12 protein-coding genes and 3 pseudogenes are annotated in these 14,346 nt (G+C 40.3%); 10 read left to right on the top strand and 5 right to left on the bottom strand.

The window, feature by feature from the left end; translation table 11 throughout:
• Window positions 1-21 precede the first annotated feature (21 nt).
• From FLM54_RS17515 to hisIE, 3 genes are read left to right on the top strand one after another with little or no spacing between them, the layout of a single operon-like run.
• Window positions 22-756, top strand: a complete 735-nt coding sequence (locus tag FLM54_RS17515) for a 1-(5-phosphoribosyl)-5-[(5-phosphoribosylamino)methylideneamino] imidazole-4-carboxamide isomerase (protein ID WP_178957133.1) — start codon at window positions 22-24, stop codon at window positions 754-756.
• A complete protein-coding gene (hisF, locus tag FLM54_RS17520) occupies window positions 738-1,517 on the top strand; it encodes an imidazole glycerol phosphate synthase subunit HisF (RefSeq protein ID WP_178957134.1) in 780 nt (259 codons plus the stop codon). Before FLM54_RS17515 ends, hisF (FLM54_RS17520) begins: the two co-directional genes overlap by 19 nt.
• Window positions 1,508-2,122 (top strand): bifunctional phosphoribosyl-AMP cyclohydrolase/phosphoribosyl-ATP diphosphatase HisIE, encoded by a 615-nt coding sequence (gene hisIE, locus FLM54_RS17525; RefSeq protein ID WP_178957135.1) that lies wholly within the window; start codon window positions 1,508-1,510, stop codon window positions 2,120-2,122. The genes hisF (FLM54_RS17520) and hisIE overlap by 10 nt, the downstream gene beginning before the upstream one ends.
• A gap of 496 nt (window positions 2,123-2,618) precedes the next feature.
• Here hisIE and FLM54_RS17530 read toward each other — a convergent pair whose 3' ends face one another.
• The gene (locus tag FLM54_RS17530) at window positions 2,619-3,158 is read right to left on the bottom strand and encodes a cytochrome b (RefSeq protein ID WP_178957136.1); all 540 of its coding nucleotides are present in this window, start codon (window positions 3,156-3,158) and stop codon (window positions 2,619-2,621) included.
• Window positions 3,159-3,174: 16 nt separating this feature from the next.
• Window positions 3,175-4,182: a catalase family peroxidase gene (locus FLM54_RS17535; protein WP_178957137.1), complete on the bottom strand. Its 1,008-nt coding sequence runs from the start codon at window positions 4,180-4,182 to the stop codon at window positions 3,175-3,177.
• 541 nt (window positions 4,183-4,723) lie between these two features.
• On the opposite strand from FLM54_RS17535, the gene FLM54_RS17540 reads away from it, so the two are divergent.
• The 6 genes and pseudogenes from FLM54_RS17540 (at window position 4,724) to FLM54_RS17565 (ending at window position 11,321) form a co-directional block, all read left to right on the top strand.
• Window positions 4,724-5,794 carry an efflux RND transporter periplasmic adaptor subunit gene (locus tag FLM54_RS17540; protein WP_178957138.1) on the top strand — a complete coding sequence of 357 codons (1,071 nt, stop codon included), beginning with the start codon at window positions 4,724-4,726 and terminating at the stop codon, window positions 5,792-5,794.
• Between the two features lie 10 nt (window positions 5,795-5,804).
• Window positions 5,805-8,864, top strand: a complete 3,060-nt coding sequence (locus FLM54_RS17545) for an efflux RND transporter permease subunit (protein ID WP_178957139.1) — start codon at window positions 5,805-5,807, stop codon at window positions 8,862-8,864.
• Window positions 8,865-9,346: 482 nt separating this feature from the next.
• Window positions 9,347-10,127: pseudogene (hisF, locus tag FLM54_RS17550) on the top strand (imidazole glycerol phosphate synthase subunit HisF).
• Window positions 10,118-10,460: pseudogene (hisE, locus tag FLM54_RS17555) on the top strand (phosphoribosyl-ATP diphosphatase). The pseudogenes hisF (FLM54_RS17550) and hisE overlap by 10 nt, the downstream one beginning before the upstream one ends.
• A 142-nt stretch (window positions 10,461-10,602) precedes the next feature.
• Window positions 10,603-11,118 (top strand): hypothetical protein, encoded by a 516-nt coding sequence (locus tag FLM54_RS17560; protein WP_178957140.1) that lies wholly within the window; start codon window positions 10,603-10,605, stop codon window positions 11,116-11,118.
• 14 nt (window positions 11,119-11,132) lie between these two features.
• Window positions 11,133-11,321 (top strand): DUF1289 domain-containing protein, encoded by a 189-nt coding sequence (locus FLM54_RS17565; protein ID WP_075170194.1) that lies wholly within the window; start codon window positions 11,133-11,135, stop codon window positions 11,319-11,321.
• A gap of 16 nt (window positions 11,322-11,337) precedes the next feature.
• On the opposite strand, the gene FLM54_RS17570 is transcribed toward FLM54_RS17565, so the two are convergent.
• Both FLM54_RS17570 and FLM54_RS17575 read right to left on the bottom strand, forming a co-directional pair.
• On the bottom strand, window positions 11,338-11,997 hold the full coding sequence (locus tag FLM54_RS17570) for an NADPH-dependent FMN reductase (protein WP_178957141.1): 660 nt from the start codon (window positions 11,995-11,997) through the stop codon (window positions 11,338-11,340).
• Between the two features lie 68 nt (window positions 11,998-12,065).
• Complete coding sequence (locus FLM54_RS17575) at window positions 12,066-13,337, bottom strand: O-acetylhomoserine aminocarboxypropyltransferase/cysteine synthase family protein (protein ID WP_013463280.1); 1,272 nt, start codon at window positions 13,335-13,337, stop codon at window positions 12,066-12,068.
• Window positions 13,338-13,771: 434 nt separating this feature from the next.
• On the opposite strand from FLM54_RS17575, the pseudogene FLM54_RS18995 reads away from it, so the two are divergent.
• A pseudogene (locus tag FLM54_RS18995) lies at window positions 13,772-13,816 on the top strand (hypothetical protein); the annotation flags it as partial.
• A 54-nt stretch (window positions 13,817-13,870) separates the two neighbouring features.
• Here FLM54_RS18995 and FLM54_RS19000 read toward each other — a convergent pair.
• A complete protein-coding gene (locus tag FLM54_RS19000; protein WP_372239241.1) occupies window positions 13,871-14,128 on the bottom strand; it encodes a DNA repair protein RecO C-terminal domain-containing protein in 258 nt (85 codons plus the stop codon).
• Between the last annotated feature and the right edge of the window lie 218 nt (window positions 14,129-14,346).

Below are 14,346 nucleotides of genomic sequence, written 5' to 3' on the forward strand. Positions count from 1 at the left end.
CCAACAATAAAGAGATTATTTGTGATTATTCCAGCATTAGACGTATTACAAAATCAAATTGTTCGTTTATACCAAGGTAAATACGACACCGCCCAGTTTTATCCTTTCGAGCTTGGCGCACGGTTAAAAGAATACGCCGACAGCGGCGCAGGTAAATTACACCTTGTAGATTTAGAAGGCGCACGCGATCCAAGTAAAAAACAGTGGCAACATATTCAAGCTGCAACTAAAGCGCTTAATGTACCGTACCAAGTGGGCGGCGGTATTCGCTCAGAGCAAGACGTGAGCGATTGGCTAAAAGCCGGTGCTAACCAAGTGGTTATTGGCTCAATGGCGGTAGAAAAACGCGAGCAAGTAAAAGCCTGGATTGAACAATTTGGCGCCGAGCACTTTGTAATTGCCCTTGATGTAAATAAAACAGCCACAGGATGGGCACCTGCTACTCACGGTTGGCTAAGTGAATCTGAGTTTGGTTTACTTGAGCTTGTTGATTTTTACGTTGCTCTGGATGTTATTGACTTTTTATGCACGGACATTAGCAAAGATGGCACCATGTCAGGCCCTTCTTTTGCGCTTTATGAAGATTTAATTAATCATAATGCAAATATTAAAGTGCAAGCCTCAGGTGGGGTAAGCTCGTTAGATGATATTAAAAAGCTCAATGAACTTGGTGTGGGTGGCGTAATTTTAGGTAAGTCACTACTTGATGGCGCATTTAGTGTTGAGGAGGCGTTAGCATGTTATCAAAACGCATAATCCCCTGTTTAGATGTAAAAGATGGCCAAGTAGTAAAAGGCGTTAAATTTAAAAGCCATGAAATAGTGGGAGATATTTTAACAATGGCAAAAGCATACAGCGATGCTGGTGCCGATGAACTGGTTTTTTACGAAATCAGCGCAAGTGTTGAAAAACGCCTACTTGATGTTAACTGGGTTGAAAACATTGCCCGCCACATTGATATTCCATTTTGTGTGGCTGGCGGTATTAAATCGGTAGCCGATGCAGCACGGGTTTTAGAGCGTGGTGCCGATAAAATAAGTATCAACAGCCCTGCTATTGCACGCCCTGAACTCATAAAAGAGCTACACGATGAATTTGGTAAGCAATGTGTTGTTGTAGGTATTGACAGTTTTTACGATGAAGTAACCGGCGAATACTTAGTGTATCAATTAACCGGCGATCCTAATGCGTCAAGCCGCACCCGTTACAAAACCGAGGAATGGGTTAAACGCGTACAAGACTTAGGTGCAGGCGAAATCGTTTTAAATTGTATGAACCAAGATGGTGTTCGCAACGGTTACGACAACGAGCAACTCAGCAAAATACGCCAGCTGTGTGATATTCCTTTAATCGCCTCAGGCGGTGCAGGCAGCATGCAAGATTTTGTTGATGTATTTAAACAAAGCGAAGTCGATGGCGCATTGGCAGCAAGCGTTTTTCACAAAAACGTGATAAACATCGGTGAACTAAAACAATTTTTAATCGATAACCAAGTGGCAGCAAGACTATGCAAGTAACCTTAGAAAACCAAACTCAAGTTGATTTCGCTAAAAGCGAGATGATCCCTGCCATTGTTCAAGATGCCCGCTCTGGCGTAATTTTAATGCAAGGCTTTATGAACAGCGAAGCGCTTAAAGTAACACTTGAAAGTAATAAAGTGACTTTTTATTCGCGCTCTAAATCGCGTTTATGGACCAAAGGCGAATCATCAGAAAACTTTTTAAACGTGGTATCGGTTCATACCGATTGTGACTACGACTCAATTTTAGTAATGGCTAACCCAGAGGGCCCAACGTGCCACTTAGGCACACAAAGCTGCTTTGGCGATGATGCTAAACCAAGCTTAAGCTTTTTAGCACAATTAGAAGATGTCATTGTTGAGCGTAAAAATGATGATCCAGCTAAAAGCTACACTGCGTCACTGTTCGCAGAAGACTTAAGCCGTAGCTGTCAAAAAGTAGGCGAAGAAGGTGTAGAAGTGGCGCTTGCAGCAATGAAACACGACAACAATGAACTTACCAACGAATCGGCCGATTTGTTGTATCACCTCGTTGTACTACTACAACGCCAAGGGTTAGAACTCACTGATGTAGTTGCTTGCCTACAAGGTCGTCATAAGTAAATACAACGATTACTGTGTGCGCCATTATGTGGCGCACATCGTTATAAAAAGCCATAATTTTTCTTTTTAATTCAGCCTCTCAATAGCATTTATTCTCTCCCTTAGGTATCCTTTAACTAGGGTCTGCTGACCTTTGCGGATTAATATTTATTCAAACTAGGGGCGGTTTAATCCCGGCGCGAGGTTTGCAACCTAGTGGGCTCGATAACTGCTCCTGCGTTATTCTACTGGCTTACATCCATGTAAGAATAAGTAAAAACCGAGCAAAGCTTCCGCGTCCTGCTCACGCCCCTTACCTACATCCATGTAGGCAACAAAGAGTAAATAGCCTCTAGGCAGAACCCTTCGGGCAGCGCCTGTTTGGCATTGATGCTGCGTTATCGCCTATTTATGTGGAATATTCACACTACTTAGGCTCTTCCTTGCCTAAATACCAAACAAACTGCTGCAAATTTAATCTCAAAAGGTCAACAGCCCCTAATTAACTTTGACTAAATTATTTATGCTTACCCGGTAACATAGAACCCAATACGCCATCTTGCTTTATGAAACCATGATAAAGTGCAGCGCTTACATGCATAAAAATAAACAGTAAAAATGCATAAGCAATTAAGCCATGTGCTTCACGAAAAAATGCATAGGTCTCAATATTTTTACTAACTAAATTAGGCAAAGTAAATATACCAAAAAAGCTCACAGAACGTTCGTCAGCACTTTGCATTAACCAGCCTGAAATTGGCATTAAAATCATAGACGCATATAAGCCCACTTGGGTTAAATGTGCCGCTAAAGCTTGTGCTTTAGGCACACTTTGGGGTAACGCAGGGCTTTTATACAGTACTTTATTAATTAATCTTATTGCAACTAGTATCAGTGCTAACACACCAAACGATTTATGTAGTTGTATAGCTTCTACTTGCCATACGGCTAAGCTTTGTACCATCGATAAACCAAGAAATAACATAGAAAGTATAATTAATGCCATTGCCCAGTGAATAAGCATACTCGACGCTGAGTATTTAGTAATAGTGTTCATTGACTCGTTCCTGTGATTAATTATTTAAAAGTACTTCTTTAGCACGACGACGAAATGACTCTGCATACGCAGCGCCACGGGCACGTAAAATAGGATCGGCACTTGGCTCAATACCTGTTGGTAATACCAGCGGATCAAAGTTCATGTTTTCACATACCCCACCCTCTTGTGCTTGCAAGCGTGATATTACTAACGTACCGGCGTTAATGGTTTTGCGCGATTGTGGCCATAAAACAGTTGGGTTGTTTTCATCATCTTCTTCGGTTGCAAAACTAAACAGCATATCGAACTTAACCGAAGACTGAGCTACTTGGTCTTTAAGTTGTAGCTGCAACGCATCTGGTGAATTATTATTAAGTGGTTGGATGTTTTCATCACTTAATTGTGGTTTAGCAATCCAGCGTACGGCATGCTTTTCATCATTTTCATCCATCAAATAAAACGCATTGATACTGTGGTATTGCTCAGTGGCAAAGCTACTGGTTGGCGTGTAGCTTGCTTTCCAGTTATTAAAAGCAGCACTTTCAGGGTGTGCTGCAAAAAACGCTTTAATTTTTTCTGGGCTGCGCTTTTTAGTCACCGGATCGGGTGAAAGTGCTTGTAGTTGTTTAAAAAACGCTTCTGGCGTAGCTACCGCCATAACCGGAGGCGTATTCATTGCCACCCGCCATTCTTGGTTATCATCAGTAGTTATAGAAAACGCTAAACTACGCACAGGAGCTTTTAAATCAGGTGCAGTTGGATTATTACCCGCAATAGAAAAGCGACCTACAAAAGGAGTGGCCCCTAAATCAAATACCTTCGCTTGCGAATACTTAGCAAGCTCACCCGTTGACTCAAAAGAGCCTGCTAAACAAATACCTTTTGCGTGTGCTCGGCGAAATCCCTTATGGGTTTTATCACCTTGCTGTAAATTAACAAAACGCTGTGCAGTCACTGCGTCACGATTAAATGCGCCAGTAAAATACAAAATAGTCAGGGAAAATAAGCTAATAATTGCTATTAAGATGATTTTTTTACTCATGGTAGGATTTGACCTCGTATGATTATTTTTTGATGACTATGTTGGAATTTTTCACAGTTAAAATTACCCGCGAAAATAATGGCTAACCATTGCTGAGTGATGCTTTGAGTTGAAGTGTTTTTATCAAGCAATACCTACATCACTCTTACAAGACCGCTCCTAAGCAATTAATATTTCAATTTAATTTGTAAAAAGTATAGTTTGTGGTTTTAATACTATATACCTAATATTTTAGGCGTCTGCTTTTAAAATGCTGATTGTTAATTATACTTAGCCCAACATAAAGCAAGTATTAAGTTGCACTTTTGGTGCTTTCTACAAAATCATACAAATTAAAACAAAACGGTACAGCAATAATAAACTATTGAAATTAGAATGTTATTTATTACCTACTACCTTACTGCTTCTTTTAAAGTAGTTATAGTTTAATAACACACATTTCAGGTAAATTCGAAAATAAACGCAATTGGCTATTTTATAATTTTTACTGATTAAAAAATGCCAAAAATTAACAACGCACTTTTTATTTAAGGTAAGCCATATGATCAAAACACGTTGTTTTACTCAATTTAATTTAATTAGTATTACGTTTCTACTTTTATTAGCCGGTTGCTCAGAAAGTGATGTCAGCACACAAAAACAAAACGAACCGCGTGCGGTTAAACTAATAACCATAGGTGATGTTTCGCAATCAAAAACGCTCACCTACCCCGCCACTGTCGACACTATAAATAGCTCAAAGCTTGCTTTTCAGGTTAGCGGAAAGTTAGAAGCGCTTAACGTTATTGCTGCACAAAACGTAAACAAAGGCGATGTAATTGCTGTATTAGAACAACGAAACTTTATTAATGAGGTCAAGTCGAGCAAAATTCAGTTTGAAACAGCCGATAATGATTACCAACGTGGTTTGAAGCTCGTTAAAGATGGGGTTATTTCACAACGTGATATAGAGCAACTAAAATCTAAAAAAGAAGTAGCCGAATCGCAATATGACTCAGCGCAAAAAGCATTATCTGACAGTAAAATTATAGCGCCTTACGATGCTATTGTTGCAGAAGTACCGGTAAAGCAGCTTGAAAACATAAGTGCTGGGCAACACGTTGTTACTTTATTTGGTAAAGGTGAAATGGAAGCGGTGGTAAATATTCCCGCGTCTATTGTGGCCACAGTAGATTCTAAGCAGAACAATGTAGCCTCAGTAATTTTACAAGATGTATCAACTGCTCCCATTCCTGCAACATTTAGACGAGCCAATTTAGAAGCCGACTCAGCGAGCCAAACCTATGAAGTACGATTTGCCTTTGCTGTACCAAATAACCTTAATATATTGCCTGGCATGAATGCCAGTCTAAAAATCACCCGTGAAAGCAGCTCAAATACAACTCGCTTACTAGTGCCAACCTTTGCTATTTTTGAACAAAACGGAGAACACTTTGTTTGGACGGTTGACGCTAAAACAATGCAAGCTTCTAAAGCTCCCGTTAAAATTGAAAATGGCATTGGCGAGCAACTCATTGTCACTGACGGTTTAAAAGCCGGGGATGTAATTATTGGTGCAGGTGCAAACTATGTGACTGAGGGTATGAAAGTACGTCCTTGGACTAAAGCATAGGAGCGCGATAATGGATTTAGCAAAATGGACAATTAATAATAAGTTAATAAGCACTATACTCATTATTTTAACCCTAGGATTTGGTTTTTCATCCTATAAAAACATGCCTCGCTTTGAAGACCCCGAATTTATAATTCGCACCGCGCAAGTGTTTGTCTCCTACTCAGGTGCAAGCCCGCTAGAAGTAGCAAAGGAGGTAACTGAGCCGCTTGAACGTGCAATTCAAGAACTACAAGAAGTTGATACTATATCGTCCACCTCATCTACGGGCTTATCTGAAATTAAAGTAGAGATTAAATCAGAGTTTTCCCCGACTAAATCTGAGTTGCAAGTTATTTGGACTAAGCTCAGAAACAAAATAAATGACACACGTCCAACATTACCGCCTGGTACTGGCACGCCACAAGTTTATGATGATTTTGGTGATGTATATGGCTTAAGCTATTTAATAACCTCCGAAGGATACTCACCCGACGAGTTACATGCCTACGCTAAAGATTTGCAAAGTGACATTTTACAAGTAGAGGGCGTAGCCAAAGTTGCTATGACAGGCGTGCAGCAAGAAGGCATCTTTGTAGAAATAGCCCGTGAAGAGTTAGCCTCTTTAGGCGTTTCTATTAATAATATTTACGGCATTTTAGATGAGCAAAACGCTGTATTGAGCGCTGGTAACACTCAAATTGGCGATCAACGTATTTTTATCGACCCTACCGGAGAAATTAACTCCGTTGATACCATTAAAAATCTATTGGTTAGTGCCAGCGGTGAAGGTAAAACAATTTATCTTAAAGATATTGCCAATGTATACCGTGGCTTTCAAAGCCCACCAACCAAGTTAGTCCGTTATAACTCTAAACCTGCAATTTCACTTGGGGTCGCCAGTGTCTTGGGTGCTAATGTGGTTAAAGTATTTGACCGCGTTGATGACAAAGTAAAACAAACTGAAAACCTCAGACCGCTGGGTATCACAGTGCATGAGTTTTACCACCAAGGTAAAGTAGTACAAGATTCAGTCGACAACTTTGTAGTGAATGTTTTAGTCGCACTGGTGATCGTAATGGTTACCCTGCTGCTATTTATGGGTTTGCGCTCAGGAATTATTATTGGCGCCGTATTACTGCTAACCATTTTTGCGACCCTTGCTACCATGGATTGGAGCGGCATACCCATGCATCGAATTTCTCTTGGTGCGCTGATTATCGCGCTAGGCATGATGGTTGATAACGCTATAGTTGTGACCGAAGGGATTTTAGTTGGTACACAAAAGGGCCGTAAAAAGTTAGAAATTGCTAGCGAAGTCGTCAAGCAAACTAAGTGGCCACTACTGGGTGGTACCTTGGTAGGCATTGTTGCTTTTGCGCCTATTGGTCTTGCCCCAGGTGATACCGCTGAATTTACCGGTCATTTATTCTGGGTTATTTTAATTTCTCTGTTATACAGCTGGTTATTTGCCATTACCCTAACCCCCTTATTTTGTTATTGCTTGTTTAAAGAGCAAGATAACGACACCTCAGGCTCAGCGAAGCCAAATAAACTTATGACGTTATATCAATCTGTTGTGGTTTCGGCATTGCATCATCGCTGGCTCAGTATTGCCATTGTGGTTGCCACTTTTAGTGTGTCTATGTGGGGATTTCAATTTGTAAAATCAGGATTTTTTCCAGCTTCTACCACACCACAAATGGTGGTTGATTTTTGGCTACCGCAAGGTACCGATATTGAAAAAACCAAAAGAGATATGCTCAAGTTAGAGAAATTTGTAAAGCAACAAAATGGCGTTGAAGGTATACAAACGCTTATTGGCGGCGGCGGGCTTCGCTACATGCTTATTTATGGTAGTGAGTCACCAAACAGCTCTTACGGGCAAATTTTAGCTAAAGTCGATGACTACAAAAAGCTAGATAAACTTTTACCTACCGTACAAAATTACATTGACGATAACTTTGTTGATGCTCAAGGCAAAGCATGGCGCTTTGTAATGGGCCCAGGTGGGGGCTCTAAAATAGAAGCCACATTTAAAGGGCCAGACCCAGATGTATTAAGAGAGCTAGCAGCACAGTCAAAAGGAGTATTAATTGATGATGGCGGCGCCTTGTCTATTAAAGATACATGGCGACAACGCATTAGTGTTATTGAACCACAGTACTCAGCCATTAATGCGCAGCGCGCTGGTGTAACGCGTAAAGCGGTTGCTGAAGCCTTACAGCAGAACTTTTCTGGTCAAGTGGTTGGACAGTATCGTGAAGGTGAAGAGCTCATTCCTATTATTGTTAGAGCACCACAATCGGAACGTGTCGACATAAACGATATTGGCAACATTCAGGTACAAAGCAATATCACTGGTGAAACACTGCCCCTAGCGCAAGTAACCAATGGGTTTAAAACCGTCTGGCGCGATGGCATTTTAAAACGTGAAGACCGTGAATGGACTATAAAAGCTCAAGCGGATCCTCTGCCGGGTGAACTAGCCTCAGAGTTATTTAATCGGGTAAGGCCTAAAATAGAAGCCATTGACCTTCCTCAAGGGTATCGACTTGAATGGGATGGCGAATACGGACAATCGAAAGAGTCTAACGAAATGTTGGCCTCAACTATTCCAATGGGCTTTTTAGCCATGGTGCTGATTGTTATTGTGTTATTTAATGCTTTAAAACAACCAATTATTATTTGGCTTGTTGTGCCATTAGCCTTAATTGGTGTTGTGTTTGGGCTGGTAACCACACAAATACCACTAGAGTTTATGGGTATATTAGGATTACTGTCGCTCTCAGGTTTGTTAATTAAAAATGCCATTGTATTAGTAGATCAAATGGACATGGAAATTCGCCAAGGTAAACCTGCATATAATGCCATTATCGACTCGGCAAATAGTCGGGTAAGACCGGTAATGATGGGCACACTAACCACGGTGTTAGGGGTTATTCCACTGTATTTTGATGCATTTTTCCAATCAATGTCTGTGGTTTTAGTATTCGGGTTACTGTTTGCTACCTTGCTTACATTAATCGTAATACCTGTTCTATACGCCATTTTTATGAATGTTAAACAAGACGAACAGGCAACTAATTAAACGCCAACAAAAATATGGCCATGCTTAGTAGTAAGTCATGGCCTTTTTATAAGCTTTGAGCAAAATAATTCATATAATTATCACAATTAACTTTTAAAAAATACTGCATATACAACATACCTTTCAAACCTTATAGCTGCTAAAAACGCCCTCAGATACGGTTATTCTTTTTCAAAATAAACATTTTAATTTTAGTATTTTATAAATTTAAATAAGCATTGAAGCGGATATTTTTTTAAGGCATTAATTATCACTTTAAGTTCTAGCTTCAAGTATTAACATAGCCGGAGTTCTATTATGTGGTGAGGCTAAGAATTCATTGCATAGTAATGCATTAAGATTCATTCATTAAATTAACTATTCAAATTTATCAAATAAATAACATATCAAGTGCAGTCTATGTGTCTTCTATTTAGTCATACAAACGATAAATGTAAAAACAGCTTTATTTCAAATCAAAATTTTAAAAACTAGGCATTCTCATGTTATCAAAACGCATAATTCCTTGTTTAGATGTAAAAGACGGCTAAGTCGTTAAAGGAGTTAAATTTAAAGGCCACGAAGTGGTTGGCGATGTACTTACCCTAGCTAAAGCTTACAGCAAAGTCGGTGCTGATGAACTGGTGTTTTACGAGATCAGTGCAAGTGTTGAAAAACGCCTACTCGATGTCAATTTGGTGGAAAACATTGCCCGCCATATCGATATTCCATTTTGTGTAGCCGGTGGTATTAAATCGGTGGCCGATGCAGCTCGTGTGCTTGAACGTGGCGCTGACAAAATCAGTATTAATAGCCCTGCAATTGCGCGTCCAGAGCTAATAAAAGAATTACATGATGAGTTTGGCAAACAGTGTGTAGTTGTTGGCATTGACAGCTTTTTTGACGAAACAACCGGTGAATATCTAGTTTATCAGCTTACTGGCGATCCTAATGCGTCAAGCCGCACCCGTTATAAAACCGAAGAATGGGTTAAACGCGTACAAGACTTAGGTGCAGGCGAAATCGTTTTAAGTTGTATGAACCAAGATGGTGTTCGCAACGGTTACGACAACGAGCAACTCAGCAAAATACGCCAGCTGTGTGATATTTCTTTAATCGCCTCAGGCGGTGCAGGCAGCATGCAAGATTTTGTTGATGTATTTCAACAAAGCCAAGTAGATGGTACGCTCGCAGCCAGTGTTTTTTTACAAAAACGTGATAAACATCGGTGAACTAAAACAATTTTTAATCGATAACCAAGTGGCAGCAAGACTATGCAAGTAACCTTAGAAAACCAAACTCAAGTTGCTTTCGCTAAAAGCGAGATGATCCCTGCCATTGTTCAAGATGTCCGCTCTGGCGTAATTTTAATGCAAGGCTTTATGAACAGCGAAGCGCTAAAAGCTACACTGCGTCACTGTTCGCAGAAGACTTAAGCCGTAGCTGTCAAAAAGTAGGTAAAGAAGGTGTAGAAGTGGCACTTGCAGCAATGAAACACGATAACAATGAACTTACAACGAATCGGCCGATTTGTTGTATCACCTTGTTGTACTATTACAACGACAAGGGTTAGAGCTCACTGGTGTAGCTGCTTGCCTACAAGGTCGTCATAAGTAAATATAACGATTACTGTGTGCGCCATTATTTGGCGCACATCGTTATAAAAAGCCATAATTTTTCTTTTTTAATTCAGACTCTCAATAGCATTTATTCTCTACCTTAGGTATCCTTGGTAGCAATTACAAAAGGATAGCGCACTATGAAAACTTATATATCGCTTATACTCACGGGCCTTATTTTATCTGGCTGTAGCAGTTTAACCAGTGAACAAAAAGCCAAATTAGACAGCTTAACGCCCTGTGAAAAAATGGATGGCTTAATAACCGAATTCGATAATCGCTTTGATGCGTTAAAAGACACTAAAGTACAAAACTCATATTTAGATGTGTGGACTGCAAAGTACAACGTTTTTGGCGATAACTGCCAAGTGACTAGTTTTAACAATCAAACTGTGACCTATCAATGCCAAGAAAGCTACAAAGATCAACAGCAAGCGGTAGCTATGCATCAACAAGCAATTGAACTCACTCGCCAATGTTTAACTAAAACAAACAACTGGTTAGAAACACAAAAAGAGTCAGAAACGTCGCTGCGTACCACCTTTGTACTTGATGATAAGTCGCCGGTTATTTCTGTTTATACCAGCAAAACGTTATCAAAAATTAAAACTTGGTCGACCTCTTTAGAAGTAGGAAAGCCCGTCGCCACTAAATAATGACGAGAGAATGTATGCGCCAAACACCCAGTAAACAATCCACTCATTTAAAAACAGACTGTATCGGTGAATGTTATAGAATGAATGGCTACTGTACTGGGTGCGGTCGCACCAGCGACGAAATATTCGACTGGATTATTTTAACTGACGAACAAAAGCAAGCAATATTGGCCTCCCCTCGTGAAGATGCTAAAAAAGACTAGCTTAAATTTTTAACCGTTAAGGCGCATTACGCTGTGATGGGTCACGTTTAAAATCTTTGCTTAACTGCTTAGGATCTAACGCTTCACGTTGTTTGCTAGCACCTTCTGCCCACCAAATTAATTGATTAAAGGTGCGCGAAAAATAGCTATCCCACGATGTTTGCTCTGTCGCATTATTTGCGTCACCACTTTCAATAAACACATCTTGCGCTTTTGGTACATGGATCATTGCTGATACCGGTAAACAACCCAGTTCACTTAAAAAGCTGCGCATGCCAACAGCAGCACGTACGCCGCCCCACTGCCCTGCAGAATAAGTAACAATCGCGCTAGGTTTATAACCAAATAAAGAACTACCAAAGTGGTTTAGCAAATTAGCGAGTGCCGGACTCATAGAATGATTATATTCAGGGCTTACCATAACAAAGCCATCGCTGGCTTTAATTTTTGCCGCTAAGGCATCAAGCTGTTTAGGTACCTCAGCCTGCAAATAAGCAAAGTGCGGTTTAAACACAGGGTCTAAATCATAATCGAGCGGATCAATAAGCTCTATTTCATGCTCAGAGTAATGCTCAAGCAAACAACGCTCACATGCTTTCGCTACCCTTTCCCCTAAACGCGCAGGCTTAGGTGGGGTACTTTTTCTAACCGAACCGAGAAAAATTAAAAATTTCATGTATCGGCACTCCTTTTTAATTGCAAAAATAAATACCTCAAAAAAGTTTGAGGTATTTACTGTACGATTTAGGCCTTATCAAGCGCTTGGCTTACATCGGCAATAATATCGTCAATGTTTTCAATACCCACCGATAACCGAATTAAATCGCGGCTAACGCCCGCATTGGCCAGCTCTTCATCATTTAATTGGCGGTGCGTGGTCGATGCAGGATGACACGCCAGCGATTTAGCATCGCCAATATTTACTAAACGTAAAATCATGTTTAGAGCATCAATAAACCGCGTACCGGCTTCAAGGCCACCGGCAATACCAAAACTTAAAATACCTGACGCTTTACCATTGGTAATTTTTTGGCTTATTTCGTTATACGGGCTTGATTTTAATCCCGCATAATTAACCCAAAGCACCTTAGGATGGCTCTCTAGGTATTCAGCAATTTTTTGCGCGTTTTCGCAGTGACGATCCATTCTTAGCCCTAACGTTTCAAGGCCAATTAAAATATCAGAGGCGTTTTTAGGCGCAAGCGCCGCACCGGTATTTCTAAGTGGGACAACACGGCAACGGCCAATAAACGCCGCCTCAGCAAATGCATCGGTATACACTACATTATGGTACGACGGATCAGGCTCATTCATCATCGCAAAACGGGTTGCATTGGCTTTCCAGTCAAACTTGCCCGAATCAACAATCATGCCGCCAATCGCGGTTCCATGACCGTTAATGTATTTAGTGAGCGAGTGCACCACAATATCGGCACCTAACTCAAATGGACGACACAGATACGGCGTAGCCACGGTGTTATCTACAATTAAAGGCACCCCTTTACTGTGGGCAATTTTCGCAAGGCGAGCAATATCAACAATATTCCCAGCAGGATTACCAATTGACTCGCAAAAAACCGCACGGGTGTTTTCATCAATCGCGTTTTCAAAACCGTCAAAATCATCGGCTTTAATCATTCGCGCTTCTATACCTTGGCGCGGCAAGCTGTGAGCAAATAAATTATAAGTGCCACCATACACTTGGCTGGTGCTTACAATATTAGTGCCCACTTCACATAAACATTGAATCGCATAGGTAATCGCCGCCATACCCGAGGCCACAGCCAACGCACCAATGCCGCCTTCCATCGCGGCAATACGCTGCTCAAGTACCGCATTGGTCGGGTTCATTATGCGGGTATAAATATTACCCGGCACTTTTAAATCAAATAAATCAGCGCCATGCTGGGTATTATCAAAGGTGTACGAAGAGGTGTTATAAATTGGCACCGCCGCCGATTTAGTGGTGGCTTCAGATTCATAACCATGGTGCAACGCTAAAGACTCAAGTTTCATAATTTATTCCTTCAATATAGTTACATCTAACGTAGCATTTAATGGTTACAAAGTGCACATGAAATATACTAAAGAATGTTGAAGCAATTTGATTGAATGCTGTATCTAGGTAAGTGTTAAAACTATCGTTTGCTCATATATTCAAGAAAATGAGCCAAGCGCGCATATTAGTCCTCTAAGTATTTATTAAAAACAATAAAAACTTATTGATAGCAATATGTTAGGTAATTTGTTAAAACTATATAAAATAGAAAAGTGAGCGTGACATTGGCAGAGATATGCGCGATGAGCGCACTATTAAATTGTTATGAGTATCAAGGAAGTCGATGAGAATTACCCAGGCCTTAAAACAACAAGTACTTAATGAAGCTAATTGGAAGTGTGAATATTGTGGAATTAAGTTAGATGAATCCAGTTGCTCGATTGATCACAAGATGCCGCGCAGTAAAGGTGGATCTGATGAACGCGAAAATTTAGCTGCCGCTTGTAGAAAATGTAACATGCAAAAAGCAGATAAAGTTCTTGAGGCATTTTCAAATCCGATTGCTAAACAGGCAGCAACAGCATGGATTCATGCATACATAAAATCGCCCAAAACAACTAGCATACTGTCTTTTATTATTGGTGTACTTGGCTTTGTTTTTGCTATCTACTTTAATACACAAGCTGAAATTCAACGTGAAGCCAAACTCTCCCAAGACCTTAATTTCAAATCTCAAATTGAACAATTGGAGAACACTGAAAGTAGCTTGAAGCAGTTGCTTGAATTTATTAAATTGCAAAAAATTCAAGTTACGGATAATCAGACATCACTTGAAACACTTGTCGAAGAAAAAAATAAACTAGAGCCGTTAGTTAGTGCCGATAAAAAAGTAGTTGAAGCATTGTTTTCTGCACAAGAAGCTAGAGCAATAGAATCGGCTAAAGCTGAAAGATGGATTGGTTTTTGGATTGGTGTAGTAGCTTCTATTATTGCCTCTATCGTGCTTATGATTTTCCAATACTTTCT

It is taken from the genome of Pseudoalteromonas sp. Scap25 (assembly GCF_013394125.1).
Taxonomy (GTDB): domain Bacteria; phylum Pseudomonadota; class Gammaproteobacteria; order Enterobacterales; family Alteromonadaceae; genus Pseudoalteromonas.

Bases quoted from the DNA above. Each gene is read 5' to 3' on its own strand.
- FLM54_RS17535 (WP_178957137.1), bottom strand. From the start codon at position 4,182: ATGAGTAAAAAAATCATCTTAATAGCAATTATTAGCTTATTTTCCCTG.
- FLM54_RS17575 (WP_013463280.1), bottom strand. From the start codon at position 13,337: ATGAAACTTGAGTCTTTAGCGTTGCACCATGGTTATGAATCTGAAGCC.
- FLM54_RS17570 (WP_178957141.1), bottom strand. From the start codon at position 11,997: ATGAAATTTTTAATTTTTCTCGGTTCGGTTAGAAAAAGTACCCCACCT.
- FLM54_RS17560 (WP_178957140.1), top strand. From the start codon at position 10,603: ATGAAAACTTATATATCGCTTATACTCACGGGCCTTATTTTATCTGGC.
- FLM54_RS17545 (WP_178957139.1), top strand. From the start codon at position 5,805: ATGGATTTAGCAAAATGGACAATTAATAATAAGTTAATAAGCACTATA.
- hisIE (WP_178957135.1), top strand. From the start codon at position 1,508: ATGCAAGTAACCTTAGAAAACCAAACTCAAGTTGATTTCGCTAAAAGC.
- hisF (WP_178957134.1), top strand. From the start codon at position 738: ATGTTATCAAAACGCATAATCCCCTGTTTAGATGTAAAAGATGGCCAA.
- FLM54_RS17530 (WP_178957136.1), bottom strand. From the start codon at position 3,158: ATGAACACTATTACTAAATACTCAGCGTCGAGTATGCTTATTCACTGG.
- FLM54_RS17540 (WP_178957138.1), top strand. From the start codon at position 4,724: ATGATCAAAACACGTTGTTTTACTCAATTTAATTTAATTAGTATTACG.
- FLM54_RS17565 (WP_075170194.1), top strand. From the start codon at position 11,133: ATGCGCCAAACACCCAGTAAACAATCCACTCATTTAAAAACAGACTGT.